Below are 15,275 nucleotides of genomic sequence, written 5' to 3'. Positions count from 1 at the left end.
CTTAGTTGGTGTCGTGCTTGTGCGACTGCGAGTGACCTTGGTCTTCAGGGGATTTGCTGTCATCGGGAAGATACAGCGGGCCTTTTTGACCGCAGGCAGTGACAAGGCAGGCAACCGCGACGAGCGCAGCAAGGGAAGAGATCAGGCGCTTCATGGCGAAATCCTTGAGAATGCGTTAATTGCGCCCGAGTATACCGGCCACCCGACGGCTTGCCTATGCGCTGGAACACCCGTCCGGCGGGCCTTTGCCCCGGGCCCGGGCGCTGGGCGCGGCGGTTGCGGGGATATTTTCTCTGCCGCCCGCGCCCTTGATCGGTATCCTTTGCATTCGCCCGGATGCGCCCGTATCTTGCGGCGCTTGAGCGTGAGTAGACACTTTTCGAGGTTCCCGCAATGAGTTTGACTGAAGCCCGTTTCCACGACCTGGTCGATGCCACCCAGCAGACACTGGAGGACATTTTCGAGGAGAGTGACCTGGATATCGATCTGGAGAGCTCCGCCGGTGTGCTCACCGTCAAGTTCGAAAACGGCAGCCAGGTGATCTTCAGCCGCCAGGAGCCGCTGCGTCAGCTGTGGCTGGCCGCGCGCTCCGGTGGTTTCCACTTCGACTACGACGAAGAAAGCGAGCGCTGGATGTGCGACAAGAGCGAAGAGCAGCTGGGCGAAATGCTCGAGCGCATCGTCCTCGAGCAGGCCGATATCAAGCTTGAGTTCGAAGGGCTCTGAGACCGTGACGCCAGCCGCCCCGGCGCGCCCGTCCAAGCCGCTGTACAGCAATGTCAGCCCGGCCGTGGCCTCGCCCTGCATCAGCCTGTGCCGGCTGGATGAGGAAAAAGTCTGCAAGGGCTGTTTCCGGCATGTGGAAGACATTCGCGAATGGCGCTCGGCGGACGATGAGCGACGGCGAGTCATCTGTCGCCAGGCGCTGGAGCGCAAGCGGGCTGCGGCGCCTGGTATGGGCTAGCCCGGGCACAAAAGCCCGGCGGCTTGTTTATTTGTGCTGCTGTGGTAGTGTCCGGTTACGCCTCGCCACATCGAGGCCAGTGAAAACCCCGTCTTATCTGGACGGGGTTTTGCTTTTTTGTGCCGAAAAAAGGAGTCTGCCTGGATCATGAGCACCGCACCTTCCATCATTCTCACCCGCCTCGACGTGCAGCGTCTGGAGCGCCTGATCGACAGCCTGGACGACACGCTGCCTGGCGTCATTGCGTTGCAGACCGAGCTGGATCGCGCCGAAACCCTGGTGGGCCACGATGAAGTCCCGCCTGGTGTCGTGACCATGAATTCGCGTGTGCATTGTCGCGAAGAGGGCAGCGGCAAGGACTATCACCTGACCCTGGTGTATCCGCAGGACGCCAACGCCGACGAGGGCCGGATCTCTATCCTGGCGCCGGTGGGCAGCGCCTTGCTCGGTTTGCAGGTCGGGCAGTACATCGACTGGCCGGCGCCCGGCGGCAAGACCCTGAAGCTGACCCTGCTGGAAGTGGAATACCAACCCGAAGCGGCTGGCGACTTTCACCTCTGAAGGGCGCCGCTGACCGGCTAGACCTGCTCGAGCGCGTCGTTCAAGGCGCGCTCCAGGTCGGCCTTGTAGCGTAGGTAGAGATTGCTTGAGCCGTGGTGGTCACCGAGCAGGCCGGACAGGTCCAGGTCGGTGATATAGCAGCGATAGCGCTCGGTTTCGCGACGCTGGCCGACAATCTCCTGGGCGACCGCGGCGAACAACTGGTCGCCATGCTCCAGCTCGGAAAACTCCCGTTGATTGCAATACAGAGTGACCTGCACCTGCCCCGGTGCGGCTTTGCCGATGATGCCCTGCACGTCATAAAAGGCTTTGTTCGCTGGTGTCTGGGGGGCCGGGCGTGGCTCGATTCGACGGGCTCTTGTGCTGCCTGAGGGCAATATCTGGTAATACAAAATATCCAGTGGCACCAGAGCCTGGGAGGCCTCCATCGGCAGTTGGGCATCGCGCCGGTAGAGGATCGACTGCAGGAAGCGTTGCAGGGGGACCAACAGGCTCTGTTCGTCGTGGTAGGGCAGGCGTTGCTGCCAGAGCGCATTGAATTCATCCAGCACATACAGCTCGGCCTGAGCCTCGACGACACGGTAGAACACCTGGATGCAATCAGGCTGGCCCATCGGCAGGATCAGCGCCAGGTCGTGTTCTTCCAGGGCCATCGGGTCCAGGTGCAGCGGGCTGTAGCTCGACTGCTCTTCGCCGAGGTAGTCGATCAGCGCCGGCAGGCTTGCCAGCGCCACATGATTGACCTGGCCCGGCACCAACTCCAGCACGTGGTAATGCTGCTGGACCTGGATCAGGTAGCGGTGGTTGAGCTGGCTGAGCAACAGGTTCTGCGCCGTGTCGAACAGCTCTTCGACCCGTTGGGCGATGAACTGCGCGCGGTTGTGGCAGAAGCAGCGCACTCGCAGCTTCGGTTGCTCAGGGCCGCGCGGCAGATTGTTGAGGTAGTCGCGCAGGCAGTCGAGCAGGGCATGGGCGCCGTCGTAACGGCCGACTAATACCTCGTTCCAGCTGTTGAGCGTCACCTGGTCGAGAGTCAGCACGAGGTTCTCCCGCACCCCGGCGTAGCTCAAAGAATCGGTGCGCTCGGTAGTCATCAGGATGTTCAGGTCGCGGTGATGCTTGAGCGGGTCGCGGCCGACATTCACCAGGATCAGCACTTCGCTGGGCACGCTGCTGTGCAGCAGGCGTTCTTCGCTGACGGTGCCCAGGGGCAGGGCGATGGTCTGTTGCAGGCTGCCCAGCAGATTGAACAGCTCGAACTCGCTCAAGTCGCTGCTGCCCGGGTGCAGCGCCAGGCGCGTGCTGCTGTCGATCACGCCGTTGCGATGGCACCAGGTCAGTAGCTCCAGCAGTTCGCGGCTGCGCTTGATCGGCGCGAAGTGTTCCCACTCCAGGGCATTCAGGCTGCCGTTGTACAGGCCCCAGTGGGTTTGCCCCGGTTCTTTCTTGTTGGGCGACTGCACCAGGGTCAGGGTGTCTTCGGCCAGGTCCGGGGCGATGCCGGGGTTGATGAATTCGATCTTGCCGGCCTTGCGTTCAAAGGCCGCGTACAGGCGGCGGCCGAGGATATTCAGGTCGCGCTTGTTGACCAGGCCGAGGGTCTGCTCGGTACGGGCGAACTGGGTCAGGAAGCGGTAGCTGTAGTTCAGCTCATTGACCAGGGCCCGGCGTTCGGCGCTGACCTGGCGGACTTTCCACTGGCTGCGGCTGTCGAGCATTGCCAGCTGGCGTTGATCCCAGCCCCATTCGTGGGCCAGCCGTTCGAGCAGCGAGCGCTGCCAGCTCGGGTTGCGCGCGCCGTTGTTGCCGGTGAGCTTGCGGTTGACCTTCAGGTACAGGCTGCGCCGTACCAGCTCCAGGCGCTCCGGTTCGCCACGGGCCTTGAGGTATTCCTCGATGCGCCGGTAGACCACGATGTACGGATCCAGCTCGTCGAGGTCCAGGCGATTGGCGAACACCGCCTGCTTGAAGCGCAGGCTCAGGCATTCCACCCGCGGGTGTTCGCTGGCGTAGACCTCGGTCAGCAGCAGCTTGAGCACCGACTTGTACGGCGACTCGATGCCCTTGAACAACTGCCAGAGCCCGGCGCCGATGAATTCGCCCGGCGGAATATGAGCCAGATGGCCAAGGTCGAGGTTTTCGTCGGCAGGGATGAAGCGCTTGGACAGCAGCGTATGGGTGTACTGCTGGTAGCGGGCTTCTTCGTACACCGGCACCAGCCACCACAGTGGCGTACGCCCGGCCAGCCAGATGGCCGTGCGATAGAACTCGTCCAGCAGCAGATAGTGCTGAGTGGTGCCGCAATCGTCCGAGCTCAGCTGGGTGTCGCGATCGCCACGGACAAAGCGGCTCGGGTCGATCAGGAAGAAGTGCGCCTCGGCGCCCTGGCCGGCGGCCCAGGCTTCCAGCAGCAGGCATTTCTTGCGCAGTTCGGCGAGTTCGTTTTCGCCGAGATCGGGCGCATGGCAGACCCACACATCCATATCGCTCTGGTCAGCCTGGGCCAGGGTGCCCAGGCTGCCCATCAGGAACAGGCCATGGATAGGTCGGGGTGCATTGCCGGGCCGGACCTTGTAGGAAAACGAGCGGGTCAGGCGCTGGGCTTCGTTGAGCGTTGAGGTGTCGGGTTCGTAGTTCGACAGCCCGGCGGGTGTGCTGCCCGACACATAACCCGGCAATAACGGGTGGTTGACGTGAAAGAACAGCGGCAACAGGTTGAGCACCAGTTGCTGGCGCGGCGATAACCCCTCCATGGCCCGATCCAGACGCCCTTCGTTGAGCTTCAGAAAGCGCGCACGCAGCTGGCTGAGAACCTTGCGATCGATTCCCTCGTCCAGATCTGGGCGGATTTCATGGGTGCGGGTCATTCAAACAGGCTCGCGAAGCTTGAACGTGGGAGGTCTTATAGGTGGAGGAGTTTACAGCCAGTCGAGGGCGAGCTTTAAGCTGAATTTTATTTTTGACGTCAGATTTCCAGCGGACAACTGGAGCTTGCCCGCGGAATCCGACAGGCGGGGATTCCGAGGGCCGTAGGGGGGGAGCGTTCAGGCGGCTTCTTTGACCGTCAGAATGGTCAGCAGGCCTTGGGCATGCTCGGCGGCATCGCGGCCCAGGCTGGTCAGGTAACCACCATCGGGCTGGGTAATGAGCTCTTTTTCGAACAGGCGTCGTGCGGCGGCGATAGCTTGGGGGGCAGCGGTCTGATGGATTTTCAGGCCTTCCTGGGAACTGTCCAGGTTGAAGAGTGCAAGGATTTCCAGTTCGGCAACCAACTCAGGGGTATACGACATAAGGACTCCAGACTTTCTAGGAATTAGACGACAGCGTCCTTAAGGTGACCGCAGTTGGGCAGCCTGTCCAGTGTCCGCTGCGGACTTTTACGCCCCTGGGCGGCGGTATTTGGCCGCAGGGCGCGTACCAGTGTAGTCAAGGCTCGCCATCGCGCCGGCCAGGGGCGGACGCGAGGCGTGGCGGGCTTATTTCTTCTCGGGCGGCAGCTCGGGCAGGGCGCGCAGCGCGGCTTCGTACCATTGGGTGTCGAACGCGCGGTCTTCTTCGAGGATCGCGTCGATTTCCACTGCCAGGACGTGAGCCATGAGGTTGAGGATTTCGTCACGCTCATAGCCGACCAGGGTCAGCTTGTTGAAGGTGGCCTTGGCCGCGGGCGGGTTGTCGCTTTCGATCTGGTTTTCGATCGCTTCGATCAGGGTGTTTTCGGCGAACGCTTCTTCGTCGCTGTCGTCGTTGCTGGTACCGGGGGTTGGCTCGCTCATGGCAGGCTCCTCAAGGAAAGGTCGCCAGTTTACCCGTATTCAGGAGCCTGATGCTGCTGGCCAGTCGGCTGTCGAGGATCTATAAGAGTGGCTGCCAACCCCGCACCCGGCCTGGAGGCTATGTGATGCTCAAGCTTTATGGATTCGCCGTCAGCAATTACTACAACATGGTGAAACTGGCATTGCTGGAAAAAGATCTGCCTTTCGAAGAAGTGCCGTTCTACGCCGGGCAAAGCCCTGAGGCGTTGGCCATCAGCCCGCGCGGCAAGGTGCCGGTGCTAAGGGTGGAGCAGGGCTTTATCAATGAAACCAGCGTGATCCTCGAATACCTTGAAAGCCAGCCTGGGCCGGCGCTGCTGCCCAGTGACCCGTTCGCGCGTGCCCAGGTGCTGGCGCTGGCCAAGGAGATCGAGCTTTACATCGAGTTGCCGGCGCGGGCCTGTTATGGCGAGGCGTTCTTCGGGATGGCGGTCCCCGAGGCTATCAAGGAGAAGTCCCGCAACGAGCTGGTGCAGGGGTTCGCCTCGCTGGCCAGGCACGGCAAGTTCGCCCCTTATGTGGCGGGCAGCAGCCTGAGCGTGGCGGACCTGTATTTCCTGTACAGCGTGAGCCTGGCCTGCGCGGTAGGGCAGAAGCTGTTCGATGTGGATTATCTGGCCGAGATACCGGCAGCCAAGGCCTTGATGGCGCGTTTGGAGCAGATGCCCAATGTGCAGCGGGTCGCGGCGGACAAGGACGCGGCGATGCCGCAGTTCCTGGCGATGATCGCCAGCAAGAAGTAGGAAGGTTTCAGGTCGCTGACTGCGGGCAAGCCGCGCTCTTAAGCTGGAGCGTGGCTTGCCCGCGCTAGCTTTTAGCGGCTGCTCAGCAACGCCTGGCCGCGAACCACCGCCGCCTTGACTTGAGCCGGGGCCGTGCCGCCGATGTGGTCACGGGCGTTGACCGAGCCTTCCAGGGTCAGCACGGCAAACACGTCCTGGTCGATCTGGTCGCTGAACTTGCGCAGTTCCTCCAGGCTCATTTCCGCCAGGTCCTTGCCGGTCTCCACGCCATACTTCACGGCGTGGCCGACGATCTCGTGGCAATCGCGGAATGGCAGGCCGCGGCGCACCAGGTAGTCCGCCAGGTCGGTGGCGGTGGAGAAACCGCGCAGTGCCGCTTCGCGCATCATCGCGTGCTTGGGCTTGATTGCCGGGATCATGTCGGCGAAGGCCCGCAGCGAGTCGCGCAGGGTGTCGGCGGCGTCGAACAGCGGTTCCTTGTCTTCCTGGTTGTCCTTGTTGTAGGCCAGGGGCTGGCCCTTCATCAGGGTCAGCAGGCCCATCAGGGCGCCGAACACGCGGCCGCTCTTGCCACGAACCAGCTCCGGAACGTCCGGGTTTTTCTTTTGCGGCATGATCGAGCTGCCGGTGCAGAAACGGTCGGGCAGATCGATGAACTGGAACTGCGCGCTGGTCCACAGCACCAGCTCTTCGGAGACGCGCGACAGGTGCATCATGGCCACGCTGGCGGCGGCGCAGAACTCAATGGCGAAATCGCGATCAGACACATTGTCCAGCGAGTTGCCGCCGACGGCGTCGAATCCCAGCAGCTGGCAGGTCAGCTCGCGGTCGATCGGGTAGGTGGTGCCGGCCAGCGCGGCGCTACCCAGCGGCATGCGGTTGGTGCGCTTGCGGCAATCGACCAGGCGCTCGTAGTCGCGGCTGAGCATCTCGAACCAGGCCAGCATGTGATGACCGAAGGTCACAGGCTGCGCGGTTTGCAGGTGAGTGAAGCCCGGCATGATGGTGCCGGCTTCGCGCTCGGCCTGTTCCAGCAGGCCTTTTTGCAAGCGGGTGATTTCCGCCAGGATCAGATCGATTTCGTCGCGCAGCCACAGACGGATATCGGTGGCCACCTGGTCGTTGCGGCTGCGGCCGGTGTGCAGCTTCTTGCCGGTGACGCCGATGCGGTCGGTCAGGCGTGCTTCGATGTTCATGTGCACGTCTTCCAGATCGACGCGCCAGTCGAAGGTGCCGGCCTCGATTTCGCCCTGGATGGTTTTCAGGCCGTCGATGATGCTGTCGCGTTCGGCATCGGTCAGTACGCCGACCTTGGCCAGCATGGTGGCGTGGGCGATCGAGCCCATGATGTCGTGACGATAGAGGCGCTGGTCGAAAGTGACGGAGGCGGTGAAGCGGGCGACGAAGGCGTCGACGGGCTCACTGAAGCGGCCGCCCCAGGACTGATTGGTCTTGTCAGTGCTCATGAATTCGCTCGTGATCGGCTGGAAGGGAAATGAGGTGAAAAGCTGCCGCGGATAATAACAGGGTTGCCAATCCTGTAGCTGGCACCGGTCGGCAGGTTTTTATTTCTGCCATGGGGGCCGCGGGCGCTTGTCGCCGACCTCGGGCGCGCAGAGACTAGGCGAGCGACGGCGGGGTGCGAGGAGTGATGTAACGATATTTATCGATAGAGCAATATCGTCTTGGCAACCGTCTACAGTTGGACTGAAGGAACAGCGCAATCCCGGATGTTTCATCGAGTCTGGTCGCTGATCACGCAACCGTTGTCGCATGCGCTCCGGTCCCGCCGCCACCTCGCGATTCGCGAGGGAGGCGGTCGGGGTGGAAGCCGACTATATAGAGAGGGGGTGTTTGTGTCCTGTATCAGCAGTCCCCATGACCATGTCGTGCAGTGGCGGGCCTTGAACGGTATCGAGCAGGCCCGGGTAAATAATGGTGCCCGTCGTGGGGCACTTTTTGGCCCTCGCACTAGTCTTAGCGTGGATCGCCGTGACGGACGTCACTTCACCTGTCTACGCTATCCTTGTGCGAGACTCACGCAGGAATCCAGCGCAATATGAATGTCCTGATCGTTGATGACGAACCCCTAGCCCGCGAGCGACTGAGCCGCATGGTCAGTGAGCTTGAGGGATACAGTGTCCTGGAGCCCAGCGCCACCAATGGCGAAGAGGCATTGGCCCTGATCGACAGCCTGAAGCCGGATATCGTGCTTCTCGACATCCGCATGCCGGGTCTCGATGGCCTGCAGGTTGCCGCCCGTTTATGCGAGCGCGAAGCGCCGCCAGCCGTGGTGTTTTGTGCCGCCCCTGATGAATTCGCCCTCGAGGCTTTTGATGTCAGCGAGGTAGGTCACCTGCTCAAACCGGTGCGTTCCGAGCATCTGCTCGAGGCGCTGAAAAAGGCCGACCGCCCCAACCGGATCCAGCTGGCGGCCTTGACCCGGCCCGCCGCGGAAAGCGGCAGCGGCCCTCGCAGCCATATCAGTGCGCGGACCCGCAAAGGCATCGAGCTGATCCCGCTGGATCAGGTCGTCTATTTCATTGCCGACCACAAATACGTGACCTTGCGCCATGAAAGCGGCGAAGTCCTGCTGGACGAACCCCTGAAGGCGCTGGAGGACGAGTTTGGCGAGCGCTTCGTGCGCATCCATCGCAACGCCTTGGTGGCCCGTGAACGCATCGAACGTCTGCAGCGTACGCCGCTGGGGCATTTCCAGCTGTTCCTCAAGGGTCTCAATGGTGATGCGTTGATCGTCAGCCGACGGCATGTGGCCGGTGTGCGCAAGATGATGCAGCAGCTCTAGATCCGGGCGGCCGGGCGGGTCATGCGCCCCGCCCGCAATGTTCCTGCAGCCAGGGAGGGGCTGTAGTTCCTGATACAAGTCAAAGCTGATTTGGCTGAGCTGTTATCATCTGCCGTATTTTCATCAGTACGGATTGATCCATGTCCTCTCGCGAAATCCGCATCGCTACCCGCAAAAGTGCCTTGGCCTTGTGGCAAGCCGAATACGTCAAAGCTCGTCTGGAAGCCGCTCACCCAGGGTTGATCGTGACGCTGGTGCCCATGGTCAGTCGCGGCGACAAGCTGCTCGACTCGCCGTTGTCGAAAATCGGCGGCAAGGGACTGTTCGTCAAGGAGCTGGAAACCGCGCTGCTGGAAAACGAAGCGGATATCGCTGTGCATTCGATGAAAGACGTGCCCATGGACTTCCCTGAAGGCCTGGGCCTGTTCTGCATCTGCGAGCGTGAAGACCCGCGCGATGCCTTTGTCTCCAATACCTATTCCAGTCTCGACGACCTGCCCGTGGGCAGCGTGGTGGGCACCTCCAGCCTGCGTCGCCAGGCGCAGTTGCTGGCTCGTCGTCCGGACCTGCAGATCCGCTTCCTGCGCGGCAACGTCAATACTCGCCTGGCCAAGCTCGACGCCGGCGAGTACGACGCCATCATCCTGGCCGCTGCGGGCTTGATCCGTCTTGGCTTCGAAGATCGCATCAGCTCTTCGATCAGCGTCGACGACAGCCTTCCGGCTGGCGGCCAGGGCGCGGTGGGCATCGAATGCCGCACGGCCGACAGCGAGATCCATAAGCTGCTGGCGCCTCTGCATCATGTCGATACCGCGGATCGAGTCACCGCCGAGCGGGCCCTCAACAAGCATCTGAATGGCGGCTGCCAGGTACCGATCGCCTGCTATGCGGTACTCGAAGGCGATCAGCTGTGGCTGCGTGGCCTGGTCGGCGAACCGAGCGGCGGTGTGCTGCTCAGCGCCGAGGCCCGTGCTCCACGTAGCGCGGCGGCGGCGCTCGGTGTGCAGGTCGCGGAGGATCTGCTGGCCCAGGGCGCCGACGATATTCTGCGCGCGGTCTATGGCGAGGCTGGCGAAGAGTGAGCGACTGGCGTGTGCTGCTGACCCGGCCCACGGACGAGTCGGCGCTGCTGGCTGAGGTTCTGGGCGAAGCGGGGGTGTTCAGCAGCAGCCTGCCATTGCTGGAAATCCAAGCCCTGCCTGTTGGCGATACCCAGCGCGCCAAAGTGCTTGATCTGCACTTGTACTGTGCGGTGATCGTGGTCAGCAAGCCGGCCGCGCGCATAGCCGTGCAACTGCTCGAGCAGTTCTGGCCGCAGCCGCCGAGCCAGCGTTGGTTCAGTGTGGGCGCCGGCACGGCGCAGGTTCTGGCCGATCACGGCCTGGATGTTTTTTTCCCCGAGCAAGGCGATGACAGCGAAGCCTTGCTTGAACTTCCCCAGTTGCGCGAGGCTATTGCCCGGCCCGGCCCGCGGGTGCTGATCGTGCGCGGGGAGGGTGGCCGCGAGCTGCTGGCTGAGCGTTTGCGCGGCCAAGGTGCTAGTGTCGATTATCTAGAGTTGTACCGCCGCGACCTGCCGCGCTATGCCGACGGGGTCCTGATGCAACGCATCCGAGCTGAACGCTTGAATGGGCTGGTGGTCAGCAGTGGGCAGGGTTTCGAGCACTTGCAGCAGTTGGCCGGCGAGGCCTGGCCACAGGTGGCGCGGCTGCCGTTGTTTGTACCGAGCCCCCGGGTCGCCGAGATGGCGCGTGCCGCCGGGGCCGAGAAAGTTGTGGATTGTCGTGGCGCCAGCGCCGCGGCCTTGCTAACGGCGTTACGGGAGCAACCCGTGCCCGTTCTCTAAACGCAAAGGATGGATACGTGAGCGAAACAGCCTTGCCTAAAGATGATGTCCAGCCGGTAATCGATGCACCGGCTGAACCCGCAACCCCTGCTCCGCAGCGCCGTGGCAACGGGTTGGCGATCCTCGCCCTGCTGCTGGGGGCGGCCGGCGTCGCTGCCGGCGGCTGGGGTGTCTGGCAGGTGCGCAGCCTGCAGGCCAACAATCAACAGCAGTTGGGGCAGTTGCAGGCCCTGGGTGATGAGGCGCAGAGCCTGAAGCTCAACGAGCAGCGCCTGACGGCGCGTCTGGAGCAGTTGCCGGCGGCCGATGAGCTGGAAGAGCGCCGCCGTCTGGTCGCGCAGTTGCAGGGTGACCAGCAGCGACTCAATCAGAAGCTCGAGAGCGTGCTGGGAGCCAGCCGCAAGGACTGGCGTCTGGCCGAGGCGGAACATCTGTTGCGTCTGGCCAGCCTGCGTCTTTCGGCCTTGCAGGACATCAGCAGCGCCCGGGCCCTGGTGCAGGGGGCCGACGAGATCCTGCGCGAGCAGAACGATCCCGGTTCTTTCGCCGCGCGTGAACAGCTGGCCAAGAGCCTCGCGGCCCTGCGCAGTACCGAACAACCGGATCGCACCGGGCTGTTCCTGCAACTGGGCGCACTGCGCGACCAGGTGACCGAGCTCACCGAGCTGGCCCCCGAGTACCGCGACCGTGGCGATTCGTTGCTGGGCCTGACCGCCGACGGTGACGGCGCCAGCCGCTGGGCGCAATGGTGGGACCAGATCTCGCGTTACATTCGTATCGACTTCAACGCGGACAAGAATGTGCGGCCGCTGCTCGCCGGGCAAAGCCTGACGCAGGTGCGCCTGGCCTTGAGCCTGGCCCTGGAGCAGGCGCAATGGGCGGCCCTGAACGGCCAGGCTCCGGTGTACACCCAGGCCCTGGCGGAAGCTCGCGACGTGTTGAAGGGCAACTTCAATCAGGACAATCCGCAGAGCAAACTCATGCTCGAGCGCGTGTCCGAACTGAGCAAACAGCCGGTCACCGTGCAGACGCCGGACCTGGCCAAGACCCTGAGCGCCGTTCAGGCCTACCTGGAGCGACGCAACCTGAGCGCTGAAGAGTCGGTGAAACCACTGGCCAAACCTGCTGCGAATGCCCCGCAGGAGACCAGCCCATGAAGCGCCTGTACGTGATTCTGTTCCTGGTGATCGCCGCCTCGGGATTGCTGGGGTTGGCGATCGCCGAGCATTCCGGGTACATCCTGATTGCCTACGACAGCTTCCGTTATGAGTCGAGCCTGTGGGCGACCCTGGCGCTGGTCGCGGTGATCTGGCTGGTGATCTGGGGTATCAAGGCACTGATCGAACTGGTGATGACCTCCAGCGGCGTGGTCAATCCCTGGTCGCGGCGCAACCGCAGCCGTCGCGTGCAGATTGCCATCGAACAAGGCCAGATGGATCTTGCCGAGGGCCGCTGGGCCAGCGCCCAGAAGCACTTGCATCGTGCCGCGGAAGCCGAGCGCCAGCCTCTTTTGTACTACCTCGGCGCGGCGCGGGCGGCGAACGAGCAGGGAAACTACGAGCAGTGCGACAGCCTGCTGGAGCGTGCCCTCGAGCGCCAGCCCCAGGCTGAGTTGGCGGTGGCCTTGAGTCATGCCCAACTGCAGACCGATCGCGGTGATACCGAAGGCGCTCTGAGTACCCTGCAAGCCATGCACGAGCGTCATCCGCACAGTGTCCAGGTGCTGCGGCAGTTGCAGCGTCTGCACCAGCAGCGGGGCGATTGGTCGGCGGTGATCCGCCTGCTGCCCGAGCTGCGCAAGGACAAGGTCCTGCCCGCCAACGAGCTGGCCGAGCTGGAACGTCGGGCCTGGGGCGAGAACCTGACCCTCGCGGCACATCGCGAAGAGGACGGTACGGTCGGTCTGCAATCGCTCAACCGCGCTTGGCAGCAACTGACCGCGGCTCAGCGTCAGGAACCGCAACTGGTGCTGGCCTACGCCGAGCAACTGCGGCAATTGGGCGCCGGGGCCGAGGCCGAAGAAGTGCTGCGCGTCGCTCTCAAGCGCAAGTACGACAGCCATCTGGCGCGGCTTTACGGCTTGCTGCGGGGCAGTGATCCGGCGCGGCAACTGCAGTTCGCCGAGCAGTGCCTCAAAGACCACCCGAACGACCCGAGCCTGCTGCTGACCCTGGGCCGCCTGTGCCTGCAAACCAGTCTCTGGGGCAAGGCGCGGGACTACCTGGAAAGCAGCCTGCGCCTGCAGCGCAACCCTGAAGCCTGTGCCGAGCTGGCCCGGTTGCTGGCGCAGCTGGGCGATACCGAGCGCAGCAACCAGCTGTTCCAGGAAGGTCTGGGGTTGTTGGACGAGCGCCTCCTGGCATCGCCGCTGCCGGTGCCCGCCAGGGTATAAAACCGCAAGGCTGGGCCGTCCCCGGAGGGGCGGCCCGTCCTGCGACTCCCCCCCGATCTGGCCTTTGTGCCGGTTTGCCGCGCTCGATCTTGTCATGGCGCGCCTTGAAAGGGCCGAGCGCTTTCTCTACCGTGGCAGCCTGTTTCTTCCGTTGTGGATACACCATGTCGCTGGCCGGCTCACGCTTGCTGTTCTCCCTTGTGTTTTTTACCGGTGCCTTGGCCCTGTGGGCTTCGTTTCACCTGGAGTTCGGGGTTGGGCTCGAGCCTTGCCTGTTGTGGGTGGCGCAACGTTTCTTTGCGTTGCTGTTGACCTCGATCAGCCTGGTCGCGGCCCTGCAGGGGCCACAATACCCGGCGAGTGCCCTGTATTGGCTGCTGGAACTGTTCTGCAGCCTGGCGGGTGTCGTTACGGCAGGGCGCCATGTGTTATTGCAGAACATTCCTTCGGATCAGTTGCTGGCGTGCTTGCCGGACATGCCGTTCATGCTCGGCAACCTGTCCTGGGGGCGTGCCTTGCAGCTGGTTTTCACCGGGACCGCGCAGTGCGCGGAGGTCACCTGGACGTTGCTGGACATGAGTGCCGCGGAGTGGAGCCTGCTGTTTTTCATCGCTGTGATGATTTTGAGCGCCTATCGTCTGGCGCGGCTTCTACCATGGGGCCGGCGCAGGGCGGCCGCGACCTGAGTCGTCGATTGGCGATGGGGCGCAAGATTAAACACTTGTATGAACTTTATCTCCTGCGTACCTTGAAGCGGCTGTCGAGCGGGCATAATCTGGCCCGCACGTATCACCGCAATTACGTTGCTCGATGCTGTTCTGCCTGGCCGGATGCTGATGTTCAGTCCAGTGGCGGATTCAGAGCGGCATGACCCATAAGGGAAGAGAGATCGCCATGCTCGAAAGTTGTCAGAATGCTCAGGAACGCTGGGGTGGAGTGCATCTGCTGATCGATCGCTGGTTGCAGGAGCGTCACGAACTGGTTCGGGCCTATGATGCTCTCGGCGCGGAGCCTGAGACGCTGGCTGAAAATCGACAACCGCTGCAGGAGTTCTGCGCAATCCTGGTGGACTACGTCTCCGCCGGCCACTTTGAAATCTACGAGCAGTTGACTGGCGAGGCCAAGGCCTTCAATGATCAGCGCGGGCTCGAACTGGCCGAAACCATTTATCCACGGATCGATGTCATCACTGAAAAGCTGCTGGCGTTCAACGATCTGTGCGACGAAGGAAAATGCGTGGCGGAGAAGTTCAAGGAGCTGGGTGGTCTGCTGCATGAACGCTTCGAGCTGGAAGATTGCCTGATCGAAGTGCTGCACAACGCTCACAAGGAAGAGGCCGCCGTTCAGGCCTGACTTGCCGCGAAAGCTTTACCGAAACGGTGCGCATTGCGCACCGTTTTTCGTTTCTGCGCCCCCTAACCGGTGGCCCCCAGCAGCTCGATTTCAAACACCAGTGGCGTGTAAGGTGCGATCAGGTCGCCCGCGCCATCGGCGCCGTAAGCCTGGGCCGAAGGAATCACCAGGCGCCACTTCGCCCCCGTCGGCATCTGCTGTAAGGCGCTGCGCCATCCGGCAATCACACTGTCCAGGCGAAACCACTGTGGCTGCTGATTCTGATCGAACACCGTGCCATCAGGCAGGCGTCCGGTGTAGCGAACCTGTACCGAACCATTGGCTCCCGGCCGTACTCCGTCGCCGGGTGCCAGCTCGGTCAGCAGGATGCCGTTCTCCAGTTCGCGTACGCCCGGCTTGGCCTTTTCGGCCGAGAGAAAACGCTGTTCGTTTTCCAGCGCCACTTCGATTCGCGGCTTGTCCGCTTGCTCGCCGACCTGTGCTTCATGCTGGGCGAGGATCTGTTCGATACGCTCGTCCTTGAGTGCCAGGGGCTTGCCTTGGTAGGCCTGTTTCAAGCCCTCCACCAATGCCTGGATCTGCAGGTCCGGCACCTCCTGGCGCAGGCGTTCACCGAGGCTGGCGCCCAGGCTGTAGGCGAGATCGTGAGCATCGTTTTTCTGCGAATCTTCGGCGGCCTGAGCCAGTGGCAACAACACACACAAGGATAAAAAAAGGTAACGCGACATGGGCGTTCTCCGGCCTGAGACGAGGGGGATTATGCCAGCGTGGATGTGGCGGCTGGTGAGTAACTTTCTT

The 15,275-nt window shown here is 62.8% G+C and carries 17 protein-coding genes and 1 pseudogene; 12 read left to right on the top strand and 6 right to left on the bottom strand.

Annotation, left to right across the window (positions count from 1 at the left end):
* Position 1 precedes the first annotated feature (1 nt).
* A complete protein-coding gene (locus CXQ81_RS00905) occupies positions 2–154 on the bottom strand; it encodes a lipoprotein (protein WP_007926668.1) in 153 nt (50 codons plus the stop codon).
* Between the two features lie 239 nt (positions 155–393).
* Here CXQ81_RS00905 and cyaY point away from each other — a divergent pair, with 239 nt between their 5' ends.
* The 3 genes from cyaY (at position 394) to rnk (ending at position 1,525) form a co-directional block, all read left to right on the top strand.
* On the top strand, positions 394–726 hold the full coding sequence (cyaY, locus tag CXQ81_RS00900; protein WP_007926670.1) for an iron donor protein CyaY: 333 nt from the start codon (positions 394–396) through the stop codon (positions 724–726).
* A 4-nt stretch (positions 727–730) separates the two neighbouring features.
* On the top strand, positions 731–964 hold the full coding sequence (locus CXQ81_RS00895; protein WP_101336255.1) for a DUF1289 domain-containing protein: 234 nt from the start codon (positions 731–733) through the stop codon (positions 962–964).
* Positions 965–1,111: 147 nt separating this feature from the next.
* On the top strand, positions 1,112–1,525 hold the full coding sequence (gene rnk, locus CXQ81_RS00890) for a nucleoside diphosphate kinase regulator (protein ID WP_007926672.1): 414 nt from the start codon (positions 1,112–1,114) through the stop codon (positions 1,523–1,525).
* A 17-nt stretch (positions 1,526–1,542) separates the two neighbouring features.
* Here rnk and CXQ81_RS00885 read toward each other — a convergent pair whose 3' ends face one another.
* The 3 genes from CXQ81_RS00885 to CXQ81_RS00875 all read right to left on the bottom strand — a co-directional run bounded on the left by CXQ81_RS00885 (position 1,543) and on the right by CXQ81_RS00875 (position 5,298).
* A complete protein-coding gene (locus CXQ81_RS00885; RefSeq protein ID WP_101336254.1) occupies positions 1,543–4,392 on the bottom strand; it encodes a class I adenylate cyclase in 2,850 nt (949 codons plus the stop codon).
* 177 nt (positions 4,393–4,569) lie between these two features.
* Positions 4,570–4,815 carry a TIGR02647 family protein gene (locus CXQ81_RS00880; protein ID WP_007926676.1) on the bottom strand — a complete coding sequence of 82 codons (246 nt, stop codon included), beginning with the start codon at positions 4,813–4,815 and terminating at the stop codon, positions 4,570–4,572.
* Between the two features lie 186 nt (positions 4,816–5,001).
* On the bottom strand, positions 5,002–5,298 hold the full coding sequence (locus CXQ81_RS00875; protein ID WP_007926685.1) for a hypothetical protein: 297 nt from the start codon (positions 5,296–5,298) through the stop codon (positions 5,002–5,004).
* Between the two features lie 125 nt (positions 5,299–5,423).
* On the opposite strand from CXQ81_RS00875, the gene CXQ81_RS00870 reads away from it, so the two are divergent.
* Positions 5,424–6,080 (top strand): glutathione S-transferase family protein, encoded by a 657-nt coding sequence (locus CXQ81_RS00870; RefSeq protein ID WP_101336253.1) that lies wholly within the window; start codon positions 5,424–5,426, stop codon positions 6,078–6,080.
* A gap of 71 nt (positions 6,081–6,151) precedes the next feature.
* Here CXQ81_RS00870 and argH read toward each other — a convergent pair whose 3' ends face one another.
* The gene (gene argH / locus CXQ81_RS00865; RefSeq protein WP_101336252.1) at positions 6,152–7,546 is read right to left on the bottom strand and encodes an argininosuccinate lyase; all 1,395 of its coding nucleotides are present in this window, start codon (positions 7,544–7,546) and stop codon (positions 6,152–6,154) included.
* Between the two features lie 441 nt (positions 7,547–7,987).
* Here argH and CXQ81_RS31670 point away from each other — a divergent pair.
* The 8 genes and pseudogenes from CXQ81_RS31670 to CXQ81_RS00820 all read left to right on the top strand — a co-directional run.
* Positions 7,988–8,143: pseudogene (locus tag CXQ81_RS31670) on the top strand (sensor histidine kinase); the annotation flags it as partial.
* Positions 8,140–8,886: a LytTR family DNA-binding domain-containing protein gene (locus CXQ81_RS00855; protein ID WP_101336251.1), complete on the top strand. Its 747-nt coding sequence runs from the start codon at positions 8,140–8,142 to the stop codon at positions 8,884–8,886. The pseudogene CXQ81_RS31670 and the gene CXQ81_RS00855, both read left to right, overlap by 4 nt.
* Positions 8,887–9,026: 140 nt before the next feature.
* Entirely contained in the window at positions 9,027–9,968 is a 942-nt protein-coding gene (gene hemC, locus CXQ81_RS00850) for a hydroxymethylbilane synthase (protein ID WP_007926692.1), read from the top strand.
* On the top strand, positions 9,965–10,732 hold the full coding sequence (locus tag CXQ81_RS00845) for a uroporphyrinogen-III synthase (protein WP_101336250.1): 768 nt from the start codon (positions 9,965–9,967) through the stop codon (positions 10,730–10,732). Before hemC ends, CXQ81_RS00845 begins: the two co-directional genes overlap by 4 nt.
* A gap of 17 nt (positions 10,733–10,749) precedes the next feature.
* On the top strand, positions 10,750–11,889 hold the full coding sequence (locus tag CXQ81_RS00840) for a uroporphyrinogen-III C-methyltransferase (protein ID WP_101336249.1): 1,140 nt from the start codon (positions 10,750–10,752) through the stop codon (positions 11,887–11,889).
* The gene (locus CXQ81_RS00835; RefSeq protein ID WP_101336248.1) at positions 11,886–13,124 is read left to right on the top strand and encodes a heme biosynthesis protein HemY; all 1,239 of its coding nucleotides are present in this window, start codon (positions 11,886–11,888) and stop codon (positions 13,122–13,124) included. Before CXQ81_RS00840 ends, CXQ81_RS00835 begins: the two co-directional genes overlap by 4 nt.
* A gap of 164 nt (positions 13,125–13,288) precedes the next feature.
* Complete coding sequence (locus CXQ81_RS00830) at positions 13,289–13,810, top strand: disulfide bond formation protein B (protein ID WP_101336247.1); 522 nt, start codon at positions 13,289–13,291, stop codon at positions 13,808–13,810.
* 208 nt (positions 13,811–14,018) lie between these two features.
* Entirely contained in the window at positions 14,019–14,477 is a 459-nt protein-coding gene (locus CXQ81_RS00820) for an Rsd/AlgQ family anti-sigma factor (RefSeq protein ID WP_007926697.1), read from the top strand.
* A 62-nt stretch (positions 14,478–14,539) separates the two neighbouring features.
* Here the strand turns inward: CXQ81_RS00820 and CXQ81_RS00815 are convergent, their stop codons facing one another.
* A complete protein-coding gene (locus CXQ81_RS00815) occupies positions 14,540–15,205 on the bottom strand; it encodes an FKBP-type peptidyl-prolyl cis-trans isomerase (protein WP_101336245.1) in 666 nt (221 codons plus the stop codon).
* Positions 15,206–15,275: the final 70 nt, after the last annotated feature.

The sequence above is a fragment of the Pseudomonas sp. 09C 129 genome, from assembly GCF_002843625.1.
In the GTDB taxonomy this organism is placed as follows: domain Bacteria; phylum Pseudomonadota; class Gammaproteobacteria; order Pseudomonadales; family Pseudomonadaceae; genus Aquipseudomonas; species Aquipseudomonas chlororaphis.
Note: the sequence above shows the minus strand (reverse complement) of the source record. Positions and strands in the feature narration are given on the sequence as shown.